The sequence below is a fragment of the Brevundimonas sp. RM1 genome (assembly GCF_052907225.1).
In genome coordinates, this window is the sequence record NZ_JBRERY010000008.1 from 93,922 (window position 1) to 115,343 (window position 21,422).

At 69.8% G+C, this 21,422-nt stretch carries 18 protein-coding genes; 5 read left to right on the forward strand and 13 right to left on the reverse strand.

What is annotated here, in order from left to right; translation table 11 throughout:
* The first annotated feature begins 209 nt into the window (after positions 1–209).
* The 4 genes from ACU5AP_RS09665 (at position 210) to ACU5AP_RS09680 (ending at position 5,318) form a co-directional block, all read left to right on the forward strand.
* On the forward strand, positions 210–1,700 hold the full coding sequence (locus ACU5AP_RS09665) for a vWA domain-containing protein (RefSeq protein WP_128719620.1): 1,491 nt from the start codon (positions 210–212) through the stop codon (positions 1,698–1,700).
* Positions 1,701–1,783: 83 nt separating this feature from the next.
* The gene (locus ACU5AP_RS09670; protein ID WP_046651853.1) at positions 1,784–2,194 is read left to right on the forward strand and encodes a CBS domain-containing protein; all 411 of its coding nucleotides are present in this window, start codon (positions 1,784–1,786) and stop codon (positions 2,192–2,194) included.
* A gap of 86 nt (positions 2,195–2,280) precedes the next feature.
* Positions 2,281–2,856 (forward strand): hypothetical protein, encoded by a 576-nt coding sequence (locus ACU5AP_RS09675; RefSeq protein WP_076223499.1) that lies wholly within the window; start codon positions 2,281–2,283, stop codon positions 2,854–2,856.
* 77 nt (positions 2,857–2,933) lie between these two features.
* Positions 2,934–5,318, forward strand: a complete 2,385-nt coding sequence (locus ACU5AP_RS09680) for a cache domain-containing sensor histidine kinase (protein ID WP_128719619.1) — start codon at positions 2,934–2,936, stop codon at positions 5,316–5,318.
* Positions 5,319–5,324: 6 nt separating this feature from the next.
* Here ACU5AP_RS09680 and ACU5AP_RS09685 read toward each other — a convergent pair whose 3' ends face one another.
* The 13 genes from ACU5AP_RS09685 to ACU5AP_RS09745 all read right to left on the reverse strand — a co-directional run bounded on the left by ACU5AP_RS09685 (position 5,325) and on the right by ACU5AP_RS09745 (position 19,693).
* Positions 5,325–5,858: a periplasmic heavy metal sensor gene (locus ACU5AP_RS09685; protein WP_446681142.1), complete on the reverse strand. Its 534-nt coding sequence runs from the start codon at positions 5,856–5,858 to the stop codon at positions 5,325–5,327.
* Positions 5,855–6,280 (reverse strand): hypothetical protein, encoded by a 426-nt coding sequence (locus ACU5AP_RS09690; protein ID WP_232463925.1) that lies wholly within the window; start codon positions 6,278–6,280, stop codon positions 5,855–5,857. The genes ACU5AP_RS09685 and ACU5AP_RS09690 overlap by 4 nt, the downstream gene beginning before the upstream one ends.
* Before the next feature lie 2 nt (positions 6,281–6,282).
* Complete coding sequence (locus tag ACU5AP_RS09695) at positions 6,283–6,915, reverse strand: RNA polymerase sigma factor (protein ID WP_446681143.1); 633 nt, start codon at positions 6,913–6,915, stop codon at positions 6,283–6,285.
* Positions 6,916–6,977: 62 nt separating this feature from the next.
* Positions 6,978–7,619, reverse strand: a complete 642-nt coding sequence (locus tag ACU5AP_RS09700; protein ID WP_446681144.1) for an EF-hand domain-containing protein — start codon at positions 7,617–7,619, stop codon at positions 6,978–6,980.
* A gap of 67 nt (positions 7,620–7,686) precedes the next feature.
* Entirely contained in the window at positions 7,687–10,572 is a 2,886-nt protein-coding gene (locus ACU5AP_RS09705) for a bifunctional [glutamine synthetase] adenylyltransferase/[glutamine synthetase]-adenylyl-L-tyrosine phosphorylase (protein ID WP_446681145.1), read from the reverse strand.
* Positions 10,569–11,984 carry a sensor histidine kinase gene (locus ACU5AP_RS09710; protein ID WP_128719615.1) on the reverse strand — a complete coding sequence of 472 codons (1,416 nt, stop codon included), beginning with the start codon at positions 11,982–11,984 and terminating at the stop codon, positions 10,569–10,571. The genes ACU5AP_RS09705 and ACU5AP_RS09710 overlap by 4 nt, the downstream gene beginning before the upstream one ends.
* 9 nt (positions 11,985–11,993) lie before the next feature.
* Complete coding sequence (locus tag ACU5AP_RS09715; protein ID WP_003163635.1) at positions 11,994–12,665, reverse strand: response regulator transcription factor; 672 nt, start codon at positions 12,663–12,665, stop codon at positions 11,994–11,996.
* 65 nt (positions 12,666–12,730) lie between these two features.
* Positions 12,731–14,281, reverse strand: coding sequence for a Do family serine endopeptidase (locus ACU5AP_RS09720; RefSeq protein ID WP_128719614.1), 1,551 nt, complete (start codon positions 14,279–14,281; stop codon positions 12,731–12,733).
* A gap of 174 nt (positions 14,282–14,455) precedes the next feature.
* Positions 14,456–14,935, reverse strand: a complete 480-nt coding sequence (locus ACU5AP_RS09725; RefSeq protein WP_446681146.1) for a cytochrome c-type biogenesis protein — start codon at positions 14,933–14,935, stop codon at positions 14,456–14,458.
* The gene (locus tag ACU5AP_RS09730; protein WP_128719612.1) at positions 14,932–16,941 is read right to left on the reverse strand and encodes a heme lyase CcmF/NrfE family subunit; all 2,010 of its coding nucleotides are present in this window, start codon (positions 16,939–16,941) and stop codon (positions 14,932–14,934) included. The genes ACU5AP_RS09725 and ACU5AP_RS09730 overlap by 4 nt, the downstream gene beginning before the upstream one ends.
* Before the next feature lie 3 nt (positions 16,942–16,944).
* Positions 16,945–17,442, reverse strand: coding sequence for a cytochrome c maturation protein CcmE (gene ccmE, locus ACU5AP_RS09735; protein ID WP_003163639.1), 498 nt, complete (start codon positions 17,440–17,442; stop codon positions 16,945–16,947).
* Between the two features lie 67 nt (positions 17,443–17,509).
* Positions 17,510–18,328 (reverse strand): c-type cytochrome biogenesis protein CcmI, encoded by an 819-nt coding sequence (gene ccmI, locus ACU5AP_RS09740; RefSeq protein WP_128719611.1) that lies wholly within the window; start codon positions 18,326–18,328, stop codon positions 17,510–17,512.
* A gap of 18 nt (positions 18,329–18,346) precedes the next feature.
* Positions 18,347–19,693: a hypothetical protein gene (locus ACU5AP_RS09745; protein ID WP_128719610.1), complete on the reverse strand. Its 1,347-nt coding sequence runs from the start codon at positions 19,691–19,693 to the stop codon at positions 18,347–18,349.
* A gap of 269 nt (positions 19,694–19,962) precedes the next feature.
* Between ACU5AP_RS09745 and ACU5AP_RS09750 the strand changes: the two genes are divergently transcribed.
* Positions 19,963–21,396, forward strand: coding sequence for a hypothetical protein (locus ACU5AP_RS09750; protein ID WP_141258306.1), 1,434 nt, complete (start codon positions 19,963–19,965; stop codon positions 21,394–21,396).
* Positions 21,397–21,422: the final 26 nt, after the last annotated feature.

Sequence of the window (21,422 nt, forward strand, 5' to 3'; positions counted from 1 at the left end):
CTGCTGAGCGGCCGTCTCGTTCCGCGCCCCCTCCGCCTGTGACCCTTCCGATCGAGGCGACAAAGAAGCAAGACCGAGTCGAGTACAGCGGCCCGCCGGTCATCGTTCCCGGACCGCCGCCGCCTCCGATCGGAGCTCCTCCTCCTCCTCCTCCTCCTCCTCCTCCTCCTCCTCCTCCTCCTCCTCCCGGGTCTCCCACAGCGAGCAGCATGGTCGTCAGCGGCTCGCGGATCGTGCGGTTTCCGTCAGGCGCCCTGGCCCCGCCGCGTCCCGTCGACACCGAACGCTATCCCGACGCCACGCTCAATGCGGTCAAGCGCACGGCGGACCAGCCGGTCTCGACCTTCTCCATCGACGTGGACACGGCCGCCTACGCCAACGTCCGTCGCTTCATCGACAACGGCAGGGCTCCGCCGCGCGACGCCGTGCGGGTCGAGGAGATGATCAACTATTTCGACTACGGCTACACCCGCCCGACCTCGGCCGCGCGGCCCTTCGCCGTTACGGCGACCACCACGGCCTCGCCGTGGTCCGAAGGTCGCCGGATCGTCCATGTGGGCCTGCAGGGCTATGAGTTGCCCGAGAACCAGCGCCGCCCGCTGAACCTGACCTTCCTGGTCGACGTGTCCGGTTCGATGAACAGCCCGGACAAGCTGGATCTGGCCAAGCAGTCGATGAACCTGATCATCGACCGCTTGCGGCCCCAGGATCGCGTCGCCGTGGCCTATTACGCCGAAGGCGCCGGCACGACGCTGGCCCCCACCGCCGGGACGCAGAAGCTGAAGCTGCGCTGCGCGGTCGCCTCCTTGCGGGCTTCGGGCGGCACGGCCGGGGCCACCGGCATGACCAACGCCTATGACCAGGCCCAGGCCAGCTTCGGCCGGGACAAGGTCAACCGCATCCTGATGTTCACCGACGGCGACTTCAACGTCGGCGTCACCGACGACAAGCGGCTGGAGGACTACGTCGCCGACAAGCGCAGGACGGGCATCTACCTGTCCGTCTACGGCTTCGGACGCGGCAACTATCAGGACGCCCGGATGCAGGCGATCGCCCAGGCGGGCAACGGAACGGCGGCCTATGTCGACGACCTGAAAGAAGCGCGTCGTCTGTTCGGGCCGATGTTCGACCGGGGCGCCTTTCCCATCGCCGACGACGTGAAGATCCAGGTCGAGTTCAATCCGGCGCGCGTCGCCGAATGGCGGCTGATCGGCTATGAAACCCGCCTGCTGAACGAAGAGGACTTCAGCAACGACGCCGTCGACGCGGGCGAGGTCGGCTCGGGCGCTTCCGTCACGGCCTTGTATGAGATCACGCCCGTCGGCGGGCCGACCCAGATTCCCGAGCGCCGCTATGCCGACAACCGCATCGCAACCGGCGGCGGCGATCCGAACGGCGAATTGGGCTTCATCCAGGTGCGCTACAAACAGCCCGGCCAGCAGCGTTCCGAGCTGATCCAGCAGCCGCTGACCGACCGTTCGCGCACCGACGCTCCGCCCGAGGCCACGCGGTGGGCCCTGGCCGTCGCCGCCTTCGGTCAGAAGCTGCGCGGCGATCCGTGGATGGCGCCCGACTACGGCTGGGATCGGGTGCTGGATCTGGCCCAGGGCGCGCGCGGCGACGATCCCTACGGCGAGCGGGCTGAGTTCGTCCAGTTGGTCCGCGCCGCCCAGAGCCTGCCGGAACGTCGGGAACCCTGAGCGTCCCCGCGCCGCCGGAACCGCGACCGGCGGCGCGGGTTCCTTAAGGCCAGGCCGCAACGGCCGCGCCAAGGGAGATGGCCATGAAGATTCGCGACGTGATGAGCAAGGACGTGCAGGTCGCCCGCCCTGAAGACACCCTTCAGAACGTCGCCGGGCGCATGGCGGCGGGCGATTTCGGCTTCATCCCCGTGGCCGACGGCGACCGGCTGATCGGCGCCCTGACCGACCGCGACATCGTGGTGCGCGCCGTCGCCTCGGGCGCGGGGCCGGAGGCGCGTGTGCTGGACGTCCTGTCGCGCGACGCCCTGGTGGTGCGGGCCGACGACGACCTGAAGGTCGCGCTGGATCTGATGTCCTCGCGCCAGATCCGCCGCCTGCCGGTGGTCGACAAGGACGGCCGCCTGGTCGGCGTGGTTTCGCTGGGAGACCTCTCGACGCGGGTTAAAGAACGCTACGCCGGCGAGGCGCTGGAAGAAATCTCCCGCCCCTAGGGTTAACCGCCGCTAACCACGTCGCGGAACCCGACGATAACGGCCGCGGCCGCATCATTCCCTTCTTTCAGCACGGGAAGTTCGGAATGGCGCGCGCCCAGTTCCAGAAAGGCCAGAAGGTCTGGGTCGAGAGCGTCGGCGTCTGGGCCCAGGTCGAGAAGGTCAATCCTGTCTGGGCCAAGGGCTTCGACGAGCCGGTCCGCATCACCTACGATGTGGGGCTGGGCCGGGAATTCGCAGCGGCCGAGCTTCAGGTTCCCTCAGGCAATCCCGCCGCCGGCGCCCTGGGCGACTGGCGCATCCTGCGCGCGCGCAACAAGTGGCAGGATCCGGCCGACTGCGCCCATCACCCCTTCCCCGGCAGCTATCCCGTCGTCGTCACCGACAAGGCCGACTGGGGCGGCTGGCGCGTGCCCGGCGCCGAATACGACCGCGACCCGCAGCGCGTCGAGTTCCAGGCTCGCCTGATCGCGGGCGCGCCGGAGCTGATGGACCTGGCGCGCGAGTTGATGGCCTCGGTCGCCGAGGCCCCGGACGACGCCCCGCCCGAGACCCAGCGCCTGGCCCGCAAGGCCCAGGCCATCCTGCGCCGCATGACCGAGATCGCCGCCCCGCCGCCTGCGCCCATCCAGCCCGGCGACGGCGCCGAAGCCGAGGCTTAACGACCTTAATCCCACCCCTCGACGGATTCCGCGACGCAGCCTAGATTCCCGGCTGAATCGTCACAGGAGGGTCGCCCTTGCGGGGCACCGAGCGCCGCAGTTACGGGCCGGGCCGTCGGGCCACGGACCATCAGGCCGCGCGCTCTGCGCCCTGGGTCCGCATCCTTGCGCTCGCTGTGGCGCTGGCGCTGGCGGCCTATGTCATGCTGTTCGCCCGCGAGCACAGCCGTCCCAGCCGTGAAGTCGAGGCCGCCCGCCAGGAGACCCTGACGCTTGAGGCTCGGCTCGCCGCCGCCCAGGTCGAGGCCCGCGCGGCCCAGACCGATCGCGCCCTGGACGCCGCCGCCCGCGTTCTGACCCAGACGCCCGGCCAGCCGGTGCAGGCGCTGGACAGCGCTCGGCTGGAAGACCCCGAGGCCGCCTTCCTGATCGCCGACGCAAACGGCCGCGCCCTGGCGGCGCGAGGCGCCCGCCTGGGTCCGGACGCAGCTGTGGGACTGTCGATCGGGGAGGACGGCCTGACCACGCGCCGGACGACGCCGGGCGGTCATATCCTGGTCGCCCGCACGCCCCTGCCGAACCTGAAGCCGACGCTGGCGCAGGCCGGTCTCAGCGTCCTGCCGTCGGGTCAGGCGCCGGCGACGCCGGATCAGGCGGCCAAGGGGCCGGACGGCCGCCCCCGGACCGCCGCCGTCGCCCCGATCGGCGACACCGGCCTGTCGGTCGTGGCGAGCCTGCCTCGGCCCGACGCCTTCGCCGCCTGGCTGGACGACGCCTGGATGCTGGCGGCGCCCCTGCTGCTGGTAGTGCTGATGCTGGTGGTGATCGCAGTGCAGAATTGGCGCCAGATGCGAGCCAGCCGACGTTGGGCCGACACCGAACGGCGTTTCCGCGTCGCGGTCGAGGCCGCCCGCTGCGGCGTGTGGGAATGGGATCTGGCCAGGGGCGAGGCGACCCTGTCCGACTATATGGCCGCCCTGCTGGAGGTGGAGACGGGAACCACCCTGACCACCCAGGCCATGATCGAGCGGGTCCACCCGCGCTATCGCCAACTGATGATCGAGGCCCTGGACAAGGCCATGGCCGACGGCGTGTTCGAGGCCGCCTTCCCGGTGCCGCTGAGCAACGGCGGCGTGCGCTGGATCGACGCGCGCGGCCAGTCGCGCCAGCCGCAACGCGACGGCGGCTATGACAGCCTGATGGGGGTGGCGCTGGACGTCACCGAGGCGCGCCGCACCAAGGCCCAGGCCCAGGCCGCCGAGAGCCGCCTGCGCGACGCCATCGAAAGCGTGTCCGACGCCTTCGTCCTGTTCGACCGGCGCGGGCGGCTGATCCTGTGGAACCAGGGTTTCCAGGACGCCTTCGCCTTCCCCAAGGGCGTGGTGCGGCCCGGCGCCCAGAAGGACGAGCTGAACCGCATCGCCGCCGAGGCGATCAAGGCCGAGCACCCTTCCGCCGGGGGCCGCGCCGGGGTACGCGAGGTCGAGCTGAAGGACGGCCGCTGGCTGCAGATGGCCGAGCGCTTCACCGGCGACGGCGGCACGGTGGTGATCTGCGCCGACATCACCGTCATCCGCCGTCAGGAGGCCGAGCGCCGCCGCGCCGCCGACGAGCTGCGCGCCATGGTGGCGGAACTGGAGGCCAGCCAGGCGAACCTGGCCCTGCTGGCGCGCAAATATGAGGTCGCCATGACCCGCGCCGAAGCCGCCAATCAGGCCAAGTCCGAGTTCCTGGCCAATATGAGCCATGAGCTGCGGACCCCGCTGAACGCCATCAACGGCTTCTCTGAGATCATGGCGGCCGAGATGTTCGGTCCTCTGGGCGACCGTCGCTACAAGGGCTACGCCGCCGACATCCACGGCTCAGGCCAGCATCTGCTCAGCCTGATCAACGACATCCTCGACATGGCCAAGATCGAGGCGGGCAAGCTGACCCTGCACTATGAGCCGATGGCGCTGGACGTGCTGTGCGCCGAAGCGGTGCGGCTGATGCGCGGCAAGGCCCAGGAGGCGCAACTGGCCCTGACGCTGGACTGCCCCGAGGATCTGCATATCGAGGCCGATCAGCGCGGCCTGAAGCAGGTGCTGCTGAACCTGATCTCCAATGCGGTGAAGTTCACGCCCGAGGGCGGCGCCGTATCGGTGAAGGTCGCGCCGCGCGACGCCGCGACCGTGCGCGTCTCGGTCGTGGACACCGGCATCGGCATCGCCGCCAAGGATCTGGAGCGGCTGGCCCAGCCGTTCGAACAGGTCGAGGGTCAGCATTCCAAGTCGACGCAAGGGACGGGTCTGGGCCTGGCCCTGACCAAGTCGCTGATCGAACTGCACGGCGGCGCCATGACGATCGAGAGCGAACCGGGGCGCGGCACCACCGTCTGGTTCGACCTGCCGACCCGCGCGCCCGAGGGCGCCGTGGCCCCCGTCGGCGCTCCGGCCCAGCGGGTTCAGGCCCGCGCTGCGTAGGGCCGATCAGGCCGCCGGTTCAGGAGCCGTCGACGACTTGGCCGCCGTCTTCCCCGTCGAGGGCGCGCACTTCGACGACTCCTTCGACCTGGACTTATGACGCGACAGGATCGGCGCCAGGGCGGCGCGATCAGCCGGATTGAGGCGGTTCAAGGTCTCCACCGCTCCCGATTCCAGTCGCGCCCGACCGCGCATTTCGGACGCGCGCGATCGTTCCAGCAGGGAGGCGACCGCCACGGGGTCGAACTGATCCGAGCGGGTCAGGGCGATCGCTTCGCGGCGGGCGGCGCGCGCCTCCTCGAAGTCAGGGCGGGCCTCCAGAGCCGTGGCGCGCATCTCGCGCTTGATCTGGTCGCGCACGGCGGGCGGGCGGGCCTCGACCACCGCCCAGACAGGCTCGCTGCGGCCCGGCTGACGCGCCTCGGCGGTGGCTTCCTTGACTCGCTTGGCCGCCATCCAGGCCGCGCCCGCGCCCGCCACCGCGAAGATATTCAGGGCGACCGACGCCGCCAGGGCGATCTTCAGGCCTCTTCCGTTCATCCGCCCAGAACCTCCGTGTCGTCCGCGCTGCTCAGGCTGGCCTGGTACAGCACGGTGTCTGCGCGGATATCCGCCGTCATCTGACCGGTCAGGACCACGCCGAAGACCGCGCCGGCGCAGGCCGCCGCCGCCCAGCCGGCGCCAGACAGCCAGGCCATGACGCCGATCCCCGCGCGTCGACGACGGCCCAGGCCCGCGCCGACCGCCGCCGCGATCACCCGTTCGCGCAGGGCGTGGGACGCCGCCACGCGCGGCGCCGCGTCCAGCAGGGCGTCCAGGCCGTCCGCCTCATGCAGCAGGGCCGCCGCCTGAAGGTCCGCCGCCGCCAGGGCGCGCGCCGCCTCGCGTTCGGTCTCGGGCCAGCGGCGCAGATCGCCGCCATAGGCGTCGGCCAGGTGCTCAAAGCGTTCTGGAGTCATCATCGTCATCTCGTCCCCCGCCACAGTCGTTCGGCGCGCTCCGCGGCGCGCCCTCGCATGCCCTGTCGCCCATCCCGCGCGACGCCAGAATGCGGCGCGATGTCCGCCAGGGCGGTCCGCAAGGCGCGTCGGCCCCGCGACAACAGGCTTTCCAGCGCTTCGACGCTGATCTCCATCAGGGCGGCGGCTTCGATATTGCCCAGCTCCTGATAGTGACAGAGGACGATGGCTTCGCGCTGCCGTTCCGGCAGACGCGCCAGGGCCGCCTCGACCCGCGCGCCCGTCTCGGCCGCCAGCAGGCCCCGGTCCGGCGCCGGGCCGTCGTCGATGCGGTCGGGAACGGCGTCAGTCGCGATCTCGCGCCGCCGCCGCAGACGGTCATAACAGAGGTTCAGCCCCACCCGGTGCAGCCAGGTGTCGAAGCGCGCCTGGCCGGGGGTCCAGCGCGGCGCCTGCCTCCAGGCTCTGAGCATCGCTTCCTGGGCCACGTCTTCAGCCTCCGCCGCGTCGCCCAGCATCCGCCGGGCGAGCGACAACATGCGCGGCAGCTTGCGCGCCACCATGGCCTGAATGGCCGCAGGGTCGCCTTCGCCCACACGGCGCACCAGATCCTCGTCGGGGTCGACGGTTGTCGCCAATCCAGCCTCTTCGGCTCAATCCAGAAAGGGCGGACGGACGAGCCGTCTTCCCCGCCATCACCCTACTCCGAAGCAGGCGCCGAAGGCGACGCCGCCGGCGTGCGCGCGCGACGCTGTTCGTGCCTCTGGCGCATGTCGCCTCGATTGGCGCGCATGGCGGCGCGGCGTTCGTCCTGCGTCAGCACGCCGTCGCTGTTGGCGTCCATCCGCGCAAAAGCCTCATTCGCCCGGCGTTCAACGTCGGCGATGACGATAGGGAAACGGCTTTCTCCGCCTCGCGCCATGCCGCGCATGTTCGCGTCCCTATGATTGCGGCCGCCGCCATGACGCCCGCCCATGCCCTCGCCGCGCTCGCCGCGCGCACGCGGCGTGTTGAACTCCTCACGGTCCAGCACGCCGTCGTTGTTCGCATCCAGCCGGTCGAAGCGCGCGGCCCGTCGCTCGGCGCGGCGCGCCTGGACATAGGTCCGCATCTCCTCGGCCGTCACCTGACCATCGCTATTCGCATCCGCCGCGCGCAGGCGCTCGACCCGGCGCTGCACGAAGTCCGCCTTGCTGACCGGTTCGACCATCTGTGCGTGGTGCGGACGAGCGTCCGGCGCCTGTGTCCGAGCCGGGGCCTGGACCGGCGCCTGGGCCATGGCTGCGCCGCTGACGGCGAGAGCCGAAGCAAGGACGGCCATGCCGCTGAAACTCTTTTTCATGTCGATGTTCTCCATCTGGCCCGAAGGCCGAGAAGCGATCCTGTCGAAAGATGGAACGACGCCCGGATCAGATTCCGTCGCGCAAAGCGGGCAGCATCGCTTCAAAGGCCCGCCGCGCACGCAGTCTCAGGTCGATCAACCGGGCCTTCAGCGTGTCGAAATCCGGCGCGCCGACCGTTCGGGCCAGCCGCATCTGGAAGCCGGACGGCTCCTGATCCGGGTCGCCCCCGCCGTCGAAGGCGCAGGCCATCAACTGGCCCAGCTGTTGATGCGTGCGCCAGGCGTCCGCCAGAATCGGATCGTCGGCCAGGGCCTCCAGCGTCGAAACGGTCAACGGGGCTCCGGCCTGCGCCGCCGTCAGCTGGCGATACTGGGCTGCGAACTCGGCGTCGACCTGGCCGCCCGCCGACAACTTCAGATCCCAGAAGCCCTTGGGCTGCCGTTCGCGGTCCATCAGATCGCGCATGGCCCGCACGTCCCCGGCGATGTCGACGCCCGGACGCGGCCGCCGCAGCGCCGCCTCCAGCGCCGCCTCGACCCGCGCCCCGAACGCCTCGTCGCTGGCCCAGACCAGCCGCGCGCGCGTCAGGGCCATGAACTCCCACGTCTCGGCCTCGTCGGCGTAATAGGCCTCCAGCGCCTCCAGCCGCACCGACACCGGCCCCTTGGAGCCGGTCGGCCGCAGCCTCATATCGACCTCATACAGCCCGCCTTCGGCGGTATGGGCCGACAGGGCGGCGATGAACCGCTGTGTGAAACGGCCGTAGAAGGTCTCAGCGCTCCAGCCGCGCCCGGCGGACACCGCCTCGGGCGGCGCCGCATAGACGGTCATCAGGTCCAGGTCCGACCCCGCCGTCATCTCACGCGACCCGGCCTTGCCCAGAGCCACCACGGCGACCGCGCCGTCGAAGGCCCCGCCCATCCGCTCAGCCTCGGACAGGGCCGCCGGGGCCAGCCCCTTCATGCAGGCGTCGGCCAGGGAGGTGTAGGTCAGCCCGGCCTGCTCGGCCGTGGTCCGGCCGGTGACGACATGCATGCCGATACGGAAGGTCTGTTCGCGGTGCAAGCGGCGCACGGCGTTCATGGCCCCTTCGAAATCGCCGGCCTCATGCGCCTCGCGCACCACCTGGTCAGCCAGGCCGGTGTCGGTGCCCAGGGCCGTCATGAAGCGCGCGTCCAGCACCCCATCCAGGGCCTGCGGCTGACGTCCCAGCGCCCGCGCCAGTCGCGGCGCGAAGGCCATGACCCCGACCACCAGGTCGAACAGCTTGGGCTGGTTCAGGAACAGGGCCTGCACCTGCACCCCGGCGCTGAGGCCCGAGAAGAAGACGGCGAACCGGCGGAAGGCCGCGTCCGGCGCTCCCGTCCTGGCCACCGCCGTCAGCAGTTGCGGCGCCAGGCGGGTGAACAGCTCGCGTCCCCGCGCCGTGCGCGTCGCCTGGATGCGGCCGTGGTGCCAGCTGCGGATCGTGTCGGACACCGTGGCGGGCTCGGAAAAGCCCATGCGGGCCAGCGTCTCCAGCGTGCCGGGGTCGTTCTCCACCCCCGTGAACACCAGGCTGCCGTAAGGCGAGGACAGGTCTTCGCCGCCCTCGAACAGTTCGCCATAGCGGGCGTTAACCCGCACCAGCAGGCGCTCGATTTCAGCGTCGAAGGCGGCCAGATCGCCCTGCCCGGCCAGGGCCGCCACATCGGCGCGGCGTTCGGGATCGACGGGCAGGATGTGCGTCTGTTCGTCCGCCAGCATCTGCGCCCGATGCTCCAGCGCGCGCAGTTCGACATAGGCGGCGTGCAGTTCGTCGCGCGCCTCGGGCGCGACGTGGCCGGCGGCGGTCAGGGCGTCCAGCGCCTCCAGGGTGCGCGGCGAGCGCAAGGACCGGTCGCGTCCGCCCAGGATCAGCTGCTGGGTCTGGACGTAGAACTCGATCTCGCGGATGCCGCCCCGGCCCAGCTTCAGATTGGCGCCCGCCGCCTCCAGACCCTCGCCGGTCTTGTGAACGTGGATCTGCTTCTTGATCGACTGGATGTCGAGCACGGCCTGATAGTCTAGGCTGCGCCGCCAGATGTAGGGGACCAGCGCCTTCAGGAAGTCGGCGCCCTCGGCCGCATCCCCGGCGCAGACGCGGGCCTTGATGAAGGCCGCCCGCTCCCAGTTCTGGCCGACGGATTCGTAGTAGGCCAGCGCCATCGGCGCCGCGACTGCGGGCGGGGTCGAGGACGGATCGGGCCGCAGCCGCAGATCAACCCGGAAGACGTAGCCGTCCGCCGTCCGCTCGGCCAGCAGGGCGGTCAGCCCCTGGGCCAGACGGTTGGCGAAGCCCTGCATCTCCACGCCCTCGGCCAGCGCCGTTTCCAGCGCCTCCGGCTCGTAAAAGAGCGACAGGTCGATGTCCGAGGAATAGTTCAGCTCGAACGCCCCGCCCTTGCCCATGGCCAGGACGAACAGGCCCGGAACCGGCCCGCGCGGATCGTCAGGCGCCGAAACCAGTCGACCGCGCCTGCGCCAGTCGTCGGCCGTGATCCGCAGCGCCGCCCGCGCCGCCGCATCGGCGAACCGCGACAGGGCGCCCGTCACCTGATCCAGATCCCAGACCCCGCCCAGATCGCACAAGGCCGTCAGCAGGTGCAGTTCCGCCTTCAGCCGGCGCAGCGGCGCCTTGGCCTCATCCGGCGCGCCGGTCAGGGCGTCGGCGCCCGCCAGAATCTCCGCCAGTCGCGCTTCGGGATCGGCGTCCAGCGTTCGCCGCAACCGATCCGGACAGCGGCGCGCCAAGCCCGCCAGATAGGGCGAGGCGGCGAAGACCGGCTCCAGCGCCGCCCAGGCCGCATCCAGCGTCGCGCGCCAGCCGTCGGCGTCCGCCGCCTCGGCCAGCCGTTCATGCAGGCGCGCCGCCGCCTCGGCGTCGCGCACGGGACCGCACGGCTGCAACCGGTTCGCCAGGGTCTCGCTCACGCCTCAGCCTCAGGCGCCCGCATCGCGGCGGGCAGGATCAGGGCCACGCGCAGGCCCGGCCCGCGTCCGTCATAGACGCCCGGCCCCTCGTCCAGCTGGATGCGACCGCCGTGCGCCTCGGCCACCGCTGTCACCAGAGACAGACCAAGGCCCGAACCCGGCTCGGTGCGGCTGTTGTCCAGGCGTACGAAGCGTTGCAGCACGCGCTCGCGATCCTCGTCCGGCACGCCCGGCCCGTTGTCAGTCACTGAAAACTCCACATCGCCCGACGAACGGCGGCGCGCGCGGAACATCACCGCCCCGCCCTCCGGCGTATATTTGATGGCGTTGTCGATCAGATTGGCCAGCGCCTGGGCCAGGAAGGGCTGATTGCCCTCGATCATCAGCCCCTTCTCGATCTCGGCGGCGAACTCCAGTCCCTTGTCCTCGCCCGCCGGTTCGTACAGCTCGGCCATGTCGGCGGCCAGGTCGGCGGCGTCGAACACCTTGGGATCGGGCGCTCCGCCCGCCTGCAGACGGGCGATGGCCAGGACGGTGTTGAAGGTCTTGAGCAACGCGTCCGCCTCGTCCAGCGCCACGCCCAGGGCGTCCACGCCCGACGTCCGCCCCGCCTCGGCGTCGATCAGGGCGACCTCCATCTTGGCCTTCATCCGGTTCAGCGGGGTCCGCAGGTCATGGGCGATGGCGTCCCCGGCATGGCGGATCGAGGCCATCGAGCCCTCCAGCCGGTCCAGCATCCCGTTCAGACCCTCGGCCAGCTCGTCCAGCTCGTCGCCGGAATGACGGATGGGGACGCGCGTCTTCAGGTCGCCCTCCTGCACCGCCGTCACCACCCGGTTCAGACCCGCCATGGCGCGCTCGACGCCCCGGCTGATCCACAGCCCGCCGCCGACGCCCAGCACAAGCACCATGACCATCGCCCCCCACAGGGCTTGGGTCAGCCGCGCCAGATAGGCCTCGATGTCGCCGATGTCCTCGCCGACGAACAGGTGTTCGCCGCCGGACAGGGGGGTGTCGATGCCGATCGACTGACGCCGTCGAACACGGCCGTCTTCGTCCGTATCCGTCAGACGAAAGCTGTCCCACTGCCCCGGCTTCACCCCGTCCGGCACGTCGGTGATATTGGCGGTGATGATGCGGCCGTCGGCGTCCTTGAAGACGTAAAGATAGGGTCCGTTGCGGATCGCCCGCTCGACAAGCGCCTGATTCAAAGCGTCGCGCCCGCGCGTGCGATAGATGGCGGTCAGGCTTTCGACTTCGCCCTGAACGCTGGCCTCGGCCCGCGCCCGCGCCTCGGACGCCGAGGCGAAATAGACATAGGCCAGCACCGCGCTGGCCGTCGCCACGAACAGCGCGAGAAACAGCAGCGTCAGCCGGAAGGGCGTCCGTCGAAAGAGCGAGGGCAGTTTCATGCCGGGGCCTTACGCCTCCAGCCGGTACCCCGCGCCGCGCACGGTCTGCAGCATGGCCTTGTCGAAGCCCTTGTCGATCTTGGAGCGCAGGCGGCTGATGTGGACGTCGATGACGTTGGTTTGAGGGTCGAAATGGTATTCCCAGACCTTCTCCAGCAGCATGGTGCGCGTCACCGACTGGCCCGCGTGGCGCATCAGGAACTCCAACAGCTGGAACTCGCGCGGCTGCAGGTCGATCTCCTGGCCGTCGCGGTGGACGGTGCGGGCGATCAGGTTCATCTCCAGATCGCCGACCTTGAGCACGGTCTGGACCCCGCCCGTCTCGCGGCGGCGCGACAGGGCCTCCACCCGCGCGACCAGTTCGGCCAGGGCGTAGGGCTTGACCAGATAGTCGTCGCCGCCCGCCTTCAGACCGGTGACGCGATCCTCGACCTCGCCCAGGGCGGACAGGAACAGCACCGGCGTCTGGTCGCCGCCCTTGCGGATGGTCTCGACCATGGCGACGCCGTCCAGGCGCGGCATCATGCGGTCCACGACATAGACGTCGTAGCCGCCCTTCTGCGACTCAAGCAGTCCGAAGGCGCCGTCCACCGCATGGGTGACTTCGTGCCCGGCCTCGCTGAGGCCGCGCACCATGGCGGTCGCGGCTTCAGCGTCGTCCTCAACCACCAGAATACGCATGCAGCCTCCCAAAAAAGATTCGGCGGCGATGTTAGCGCATCGCCGCCGATCCCGTGAGTTACGCCTTATTCAGACTTGGCGAAGGGCAGAACTACCGAAGAGTTGGCTCCCTGCACCCGGATCAGCAGGAAGACACCGGGCCGCCCCGCCGTCCGCGCCGCATCAACGGCCGCCTTCAGATCGGCTTCCGAGCGAACCACGCGGTTGTTGGCGCGCTGGATGACCGTGCCGACCGGCATCCGCATCTTGCCTGCTTCCGAACGCGGAGCGACGGCGGTGACCACCACGCCCTGCATATCCTCCGGTATCGAATAACGCTGACGCAAGGCCGCAGTGATCGGCGTCACCGTCATGCCCTCGATCGACTGGCCGACAGCCGCGCCGTCCTCGCCCGGTTGCTGAGCGCCCGAATCCTGGCCGCCGTTCAGTTCGGCTTCCGACGGACGGGTGCCGGCGCGGATGTTCAACGTCTGGCGCTTGCCGTCGCGCAGAACTTCCAGCCGCAGCGTGTCGCCGGGCTTGGCGCGGGCCACGCGGCGAGTCAGTTCGGTCGAGCTGTCGACCGCCTCGCCGTTCACGCTGACGACCACGTCGCCGATCTGCATGCCGCCACGCTCGCCAGGGGCGCCGGCCGTCACCTCGGCGACATAGGCGCCCTTGGTGTCTTCGCTCAGCCCCAGGGCGGCCGCCGCATCCTTGGACAGGGTCTGGATCTGCACGCCCAGATACCCGCGCTCGACGCTTTCGCCGCGCATCAGCTTGTCGGTGACAGCCTTGGCCGTGCTGGCCGGGATGGCGAAGCCGATGCCGACCGAGCCGCCCGACGGCGAGAAGATCGCCGTGTTCACCCCGATCACGCGGCCATAGATGTCGAAGGTCGGCCCGCCCGAGTTGCCCCGGTTGATGGCGGCGTCGATCTGCAGATATTCGTTGTAGCCGGCCGGATCGATGTCGCGTGACTTGGCCGAGACGATGCCCGCCGTCGCCGTGCCGCCCAGGCCGAAGGGGTTGCCCACGGCGATGACCCAGTCGCCGACGCGCGGCTCGGCGCTTTCTTCAAAGCTGACGAAGGGGAAGGCCGAACCCTCAACCTTGATGACCGCCAGGTCGGTGCCCTCGTCGCGGCCGATCAGCTTGCCCTTCAACTCACGGCCGTCGCTGAACTTGACGTTGATCTCCTCGGCGTTCTCGACGACGTGGTTGTTCGTCACGATGAAGCCGTCGGCCGAGATCAGGAAGCCCGAACCGGCGCCCAGGGCCGTGGTCGAATTGTCTTCGCCCTCCTCGCCCGATCCGCCCGGCGCGCCGGGGATGGGCACGGCGCCGAAGCCGGGGATCTGGAACACGCCGCCGCGCGGGCGCTGGACGCGGGTCTTCACATCGATCTGCACCACGGCGGGGGCGACCTGCTGGAAGATGTCGGCGAAGCTGAGCGGCGCGCCCTGCGGCGGGGCGAAGGCCAAGGCTCCGGCCCCGGCCGAGGGAACCAGCTGTCCGACCTTGGCGGCGGGCGCGGCTTCGGCGCCCGGCCAGGTGATGACCCCGCCCGCCGTCGCGGCGGCGGCGAAGGTCAGGCCGACAGCGGCCCCCAGAATGAACTCCTTGCGTTTCAGCATCGTCGTCCTTGCAGTCTCTAACTGGCGGATACGGAAAAGCTCCGTTCGCCCATGGATATAGGGCGTTACGGCTCAAGCCAATGCACGCCGTCGCGATGATTGTTCCTGATCGTCGTTCGACGTGTGGCGCGTCTGCGTCAGGAAGGCGGCGAAAGGCTTTCCAAACGGACAGGCTCAGGCGTTCTCGTCGTCCGCCGTCAGGGCGGCAAGGGCGCGTTCTTCCTCCGGCGTCAGGGGCGCGGCCTCGCCCGCACGGCGCCGACGCGCCCGCAGGACCAGCGCCACGCCCGCCCCCGCCGCCAGGGCGAAGGGGCCGAACCACAACAGCCATGTGCCGATCCGCAGCGGCGGCTGGAACAGCACATAGTCGCCGTAGCGGCGCAGCAGGTCGGCCTTGATCTCGTCGTCGGTCTTTCCGGCGGCGATCTGTTCGCGGACCAGGCCGCGCAGGTCGGCGGCGATGCCCGCCGGGCTGTCGGCGATGGATTCGTGCTGGCAGACGACGCAGCGGATATCGCCGAACAGGGCGCGGGCGCGGGCCTCCTGCGCAGGATCCGTCAGCGGACGATCCGGCGCAGGCGGCGGCTCGGCCAGCGCGGGCGCGGCGGCGCCGGCCAGAAGGACGGCGGCGAACAGGGCGGCGGCGCGCTTCATGCTTGAGCCTCGACTGGCTCGACCGGCTGGGCGGCCTTCTTCACGCGCGAGCCCGCCCCGACGCGCAGGCGCCGGTCCAGCAGGGAGATCAGTCCGCCCAGCGCCATCAGCGCCGGTCCCAGGAAGATCAGCCGCGCCCAGGGATTGTAGTAGATGCGCACGATCCAGGCCCGCTCGCCGTCGTCGGTCGCCGCGCGGTCGCCCATGACCGCATAGACGTCGTCCAGCCCGCGGAAGTCGAGGCCGACCTCGGTCGTCGTCTGGCCGCCCGCCGGAAAGAAGCGGCGCTCGGCGGTGATGACGCGTTCGGGCGCGCGGCCGTTGACCGGCATGATGGTCAGGCGGCCCTGCTCGGCCAGGTAGTTCGGCCCTTCGATGACCTGCACCGCATCCAGCCGCGCCTTCCACGGCCCGGCGGCGACTTCTCCGCCCAGCGGCATGGCCAGCGCAGCCTCGGCCTTGAAGCTGGTCTCGACCACGGCCCCCAGAATGAAGACGCCCAGACCGGCGTGGGCCAGCGCCATGCCCCAGGCGCCCAGCGGCAGGCCCTTGGCGCGGCGTAGAGTCTCGGCCAAGGGCGCGCGGAAGGCCTTGGTGCGCACGCCCAGCTCCGCCAGCGCCCCGCAGATCAGCCACGCCCCGACGCCCAAGCCTGCGGCGGCCAGCGCCTTCTTCGGCTCGAACAGGAAGAAGGCGGCGAAGGCGGCGGCGATGGCCAAGGCGGCGGCCAGCCACAGGCGCTGCAGGGCCCCCTTCAGATCGCCCCGCTTCCACGCCAGCAGCGGCCCGGCGGGCAGGATCAGACAGGCCACGATCATCAGCGGATTGAAGACGGCGTTGAAATAGGGCGGGCCGACCGAGATGGTCGCCCCCGTCACGCCTTCCAGAATGAGCGGATAAAGGGTGCCCAGCAGCACCGTGGCGGCCGCCGCCGTCAGGAACAGGTTGTTCAGCACCAGGGCGCCTTCGCGGCTGATCGGCGCGAATGCCGCCCCCGACCGGATGGCCGGCGCCCGCAGGGCGAACAGGATGAAGGCCGCGCCCGCAGCCACGCCCAGAATGGCCAGCAGCATCATCCCCCGCTGGGGATCGACCGCGAAGGCGTGGACGCTGGTCAACACGCCCGAGCGCACCAGAAACGCGCCCAGCATGGAAAAGGTGAAGGCCAGAATGGCGAGGAAGACCGTCCAGCCCGCCAGCGCCCCGCGCCGCTCGGTCACAATGGCCGAGTGCAGCAGGGCCGCGCCCGCCAGCCACGGCATGAAACTGGCGTTCTCGACCGGATCCCAGAACCACCAGCCGCCCCAGCCCAGCTCATAATAGGCCCAGAAGGAGCCCAGCGCGATGCCGACGGTCAGCAGGGCCCAGGACGCCAGGGCCCACGGCCGCACCCAGCGGCCCCAGGCCGGATCGACGCGCTTCTCGATCAGGGCGGCGACCGCCAGGGAGAAACAGACCGAAAACCCGACATAGCCGCCGTAAAGCAACGGCGGGTGCACCGCCAGCGCCGGATCCTGCAGCAAGGGGTTCAGGGACGCGCCCTGCACCGGCGCCGGGTCCAGCCGGAAGAAGGGGTTGGAGGTGAAGGCGGCGAAGGCCAGGAACAGGCTCGACAGAGCCGCCTGCACGGCCACGGCCGAGGTCTTCAGCCCGAACGGCAGGCCGCGCGCCAGGGCCAGCGCCCCGCCGAAGACCGTCATCACCAGACACCACAGCAGCAGCGAGCCTTCATGGCTGCCCCAGGCGGCGGCGACCTTGTAGAAGACCGGCTTGTCGGTGTGGCTGTTCATGGCCACGTTCGACACCGAGAAGTCCGACACCACGAAGGCGTAGATCAGCGCGGCGAAGGCCAGGGCGATCGCTGCGGCCGAGGCCAGCATGGCGCCGCCCCCCGCCCCGGCCAGCACCGGACTGAGCCGCAGACGGCCCGCCGTGGTCAGCGCCAGGCTGAGCGCCGACAGCACCAGCGCCAGGATCAGGGCGAAGGCGCCCAGTTCGACGATCAAGGCTTAGGCCCCCTGCTGGACGGTTGCGGCGGCGGGCGCGGCCTCGTCGCCCTCGGGCCGCCACTCGCCCTTTTCCTTCAGCCGGTCGGCGACTTCGCGCGGCATATAGGTCTCGTCGTGCTTGGCCAGCACCTGGCTGGCCTCGAAGGTGCGGTCGGGGCGGAACGACCCTTGCGCCACAATGCCCTGCCCCTCGCGGAACAGGTCGGGCAGGTCGCCGTGATAGATCACCTGCGCCGTCGCCCCGTTGTCGGTGACGACGAAGACGACCGAACCGTCAGCGGCCTTGTGCACGCTGCCCGCCTCGACCAGACCGCCCAGGCGGATCATCTGGCCGGCCGGAACCTTCTGCGGCGTCACCTCAGAGGGGGAGTAGAAGAAGGTCACATTGTCCTTCATCGCCCACAACGACAGGCCGACGGCCAGCGCCAGCACCGGCGCCGCAGCGATGACGACCCACAGGCGGCGGCGCGCCTTGGGCGATTTGGGCAACCAGCTCATGTCGACGATCCGGGGACGGCGGAAAACACCACCGCGTATAGGGCGAGGTTAAGGGCGGGCCAACGGCTCATCGGGCGGCCTCGGCCAGGCGTTTCTGCAGGTCGACGCGGCGCGGATCCGACGGCGCCAGCACGGCGATCAACGGCGTCCACATGGCCTCGGCCTCGGCCTGGTCGCCGCGCGACAGGGCGGCCTCGCCCAGATAGAAGCGCGCGCCCAACTGGTCGGGGTCCAGCTTGACCGCCTGGCGGAAGGCCGCCTCGGCGTCGCCGTCGACCGCGCCGTCATTGGCCCGCACCAGGCTCTCGCCCAGCCGCGCCCAGCTCTGGGCGTCGTCCGGCTGGATGGCCAGGGCGCGGCGGAAGGCCGAGGCCGCGCCGATGGGGTCGCCCGCCTCGAACCGGGCGGCGCCCAGCATGGTCAAGGCCAGACGGTCGTCGGGCCGGTCCTTGACCACCTGCCCCAGCACGGCCGCGACCTGAGCCGGCTCCAGCGCCTCGGGCGTCGAGGCCCATTCGCGCACGCGGGTCTCATAGGCCTGATCCTTCATTCCCGGCGCGCCGAAGACGGCATAAAGGCCCAGCGACGCGGCTGCCGCGGCTCCGATCCCGCCCAGCACCCAATAGCGGTCGGCCGAGCGCGACACCGGACGGCGATCCGCGCGGTGGGCGGCCAGCAGGCGACGGCCCGCTTCGGCTCGCGCGGCGGTCCAACTCGCCTCGTCCAGCAGGCCCCGCGCCTTCAGCCGGTCCAGCTCGGCCAGTTCGCGCGCGCCCGCGTCGCGATCCGCCACGCTCTCGGCCTCCGCCCCGCGTCGCGCGGCGGACAGCACCGCCAGGCCCGCCAGCGCCGTCGCCAGGGCCGTCATGATCCAGAAGATCGTCATGGCCGCCGCTGTAGCGGATCAGGCGGCCGGAGGCGAGGCGCGCGACGCCGCACCTGACGCCATCAACCGCCGCCGCACTGTGCGCGACGCCTCGCGCGCGCCGATCAGGCCCAGAAGCTCGGCGGTCAGGATGATGCGCTTGCGCGCCGCCGCCTCGTCGGCGGCCATGCCGTCGTTGAGCCGCTCCATGGCTTCATCAGCCCAGGCGGCCAGGCGGCCGGTCAGGGCCTCGGCCGTCTGACGCCGTTCCGCCTCGCAGCCGAACACGGCCGCCGGGCCGCGCACCAATCCCACCAGCGCCGCCAAGGCCCGCGCCCGATCGGCCGCGACCGCCTCGACCGCTCCGTCCAGCCGGGGCGTCGGCCGCGTCATGCGCCCGACCAGGGCGGTCCGCTCGACCGGCAGGACGGCGTCCACCGCCCGCTCGGCCGCGCTGAAGCGTTCGGACAGGCTGAGCGCAACCTTCAGCCGCGCCTGCCGCACCGCCTTGCCCCAGGCGCTGTCGGCCTTGAGCGGCAGGGCCATGTCGATCTCGGCCAGGGTCTCGGCGCACCAGTCCAGATCGGCCTTGAAGACGTCCAGGTCGGCCTCGCCCCTGGCCGGGTCGAAGGCGGCGGCCTCGGCGGCGCGGCGCGCCAGGGCCAGCAGGATGCGGTCGACGAACAGGCCCAGCTCGCTTTCACCCAAGGCCGTCTCGGCGCTGAGTTCGCGCCCGCCCGGCGCGGCCAGCGCGGCGACGCGCAAGATCAGACGCGCGTCCTCCAGATGGGCGAAGATGATCTCCAGCAGGCGGCTGGCCCCCTCGGGCGCGATCCCGGCCGCCTGGCGCAGCGCCAGCTTCAGCTCCGCCGCCGTTTCCGGCCCCGAACGGCCGATCCAGTCGGGCAGGTGCGGCAAGGCTCTGCGCGCCGTCGCCGCCAAATCCAGGCAGGCCGCCAGCTCCTGCGCTTGTCCAGACGCGTCTTCCGGCCAGATCTCGCCCGCCCGGTCGCGCAGGGCGAAGGCGGCGCTGAGGCAGAGGCGGTCGGCGATCATGCGCGACAGGTCGTCAGCGCGATCCAGCTGCGGCAGCAGTTCCGGCTCGTTGCGGGTGGCGCTGCGCCACAGCCGCCCCAGCACCGCCGGCGGAAAGCCGAGGCCCGGCAGGCCGTCGGCGCGCGGCTGAAACAGAGGCAGAAGGGGCCCGAAGGCGATGTTGCGGCGACGCCGGTCCAGCGCCTCGACCTCGATCATGTCGCGCAGGTCGGCCGCCCGGTCGCCCGCCATCGTCCCCGCCAGCCCCGAAAGCTGCGTCAGAACCCGGTCCGGACACCGTTCGATCAGCTGGGCCAAGGCGGCCCTCTGGGCGACCGACAGGTCCGCCATTCCCACTCCTCCGGCCGTACAGAGATTCACAGCCACGGCGCCGAGGGTGCCTCATCGCGGGTTAACAGGGGATTTTGCTGAACAGCTGTCGGCATTCGACGGCTCCATCCGATCAGCGCACCCATGTCCGATTTCGACGCATCGATATGAGAATATATTCCTGTCGTTCCTTTTGTTCGAAAAGAACGACGCAGCAACACCCGCAATGACTAAACTGGGGATTTTAAATGAGACCATTATATTGGGCTATAGGCTCGGCTTGGCTGTCCGTGCTCATGGCTACAAGTCTACAGGCGAAGCCTGCTTTTGCGGATACGATACAAGACTATCTTGTCCAGCAGGTCTGCGTCGACGCCAGCGACACGCCGACCGCAGCCGACCCGACCACCTGCCCTGGTACGGCGCGAAAACTGCGCATCGGCGAGCATCTGCCATATCATAAGTGGGATATGCCGACCCAGTCGTCCCTGGCGCAGATAAGCGACTCCTATCCAATTGCCGATCTCTATGGCCGAACGCGAGTGGTTTCGAGCTTCTTCTTCACAAGGGCGGGGACGGTTCCCTATTTCGCACCTGGCGCGCCAGTTGGACCGCAAGAAGGAGACTCTGCCTATGACATCATGGGAACTGACGGAAACTACGCCTCTATCCTAGGCACCTATGACCAGGGAGCCGGCTGGCAGCCATTCTGGCAAAATGCCCAGTGCAGCCTTTCGGATTCCTGGATCATTGCGCCAAAGAACCTGCCCACGCCCTTTGGTCAGGGCCAAGCGTCGAGCACTCTCACCGCTTCTTTCCCACAATGCCCAACCGTGGACCGATTCAGTACGTCTCTGACCCGATGGAATAGCTATCCAGACTATCTCTACCAGAGCGGCAAACGCCTCGACACGATCAAGTCGTGGCACTTCAGCCAAAACAGCACCAACTCGGACGCCATCGAGGTGTTCATGTACACGAAGGAGTACGGCAAGACGAAATGGGAAGCTTGGCAGGCTTCTAGCGTCGTCTCTGGACCTAATCCAGTGGCTGTTCAACGGTGCGGCGTCGGCACAAATAACGGCGTGGCCAATTTCGGCAATACAACCTACTATCTGGTCGATTGTCATGATTGGACCTTCATCTTCCCTGCGGAAAATGGCGGCTGGAATCCAGCGCAGTTCCACATCGATCCGCTCTACAACAGCGTGAATCTGCTCAAGAACACGCACATGCAGTGCACGGACGCGGGCGGTAGGGCGCGCCCCTGCGGGACCAGTGGCAACACCTGCCGAACCATCGCACCATGGAATCGCCTAGGGGATCTGAACTGGGCCTATAACCAGACCCCTCAAGCGCCAAGACAGAGCTCCAACTGCTCGCTGCTGTTCTCCATCCCGACGCAGCCTTCCGGGCAATCCGTCTACCAGGACACCCAAGGTGCCCTGCCCGTTGGAAGCAACTTCACTTATGGCGTGGCGCTGCGCGCACCGCTCAGCACAGGCGGGACCCACCCTGCGACGGTCGCAATTCACCAAATCGACGCTTCAGGAACCGTCTTGTCGACCCACTCGGTCAATGTCGACGCGCAGAAACGCTATCGCATCTTCAAGGGCGACTTCATCAGAAACCCCGCCGCCGCGCGCTTCCGCTTCGAGATCTACGTTGGCGCAGATAACACTGAATACGAGATGACGGACGCCTGGGTCGCCCCGACCCCCTAACCCTTGTGGTAAAGCAAACTTAAGGC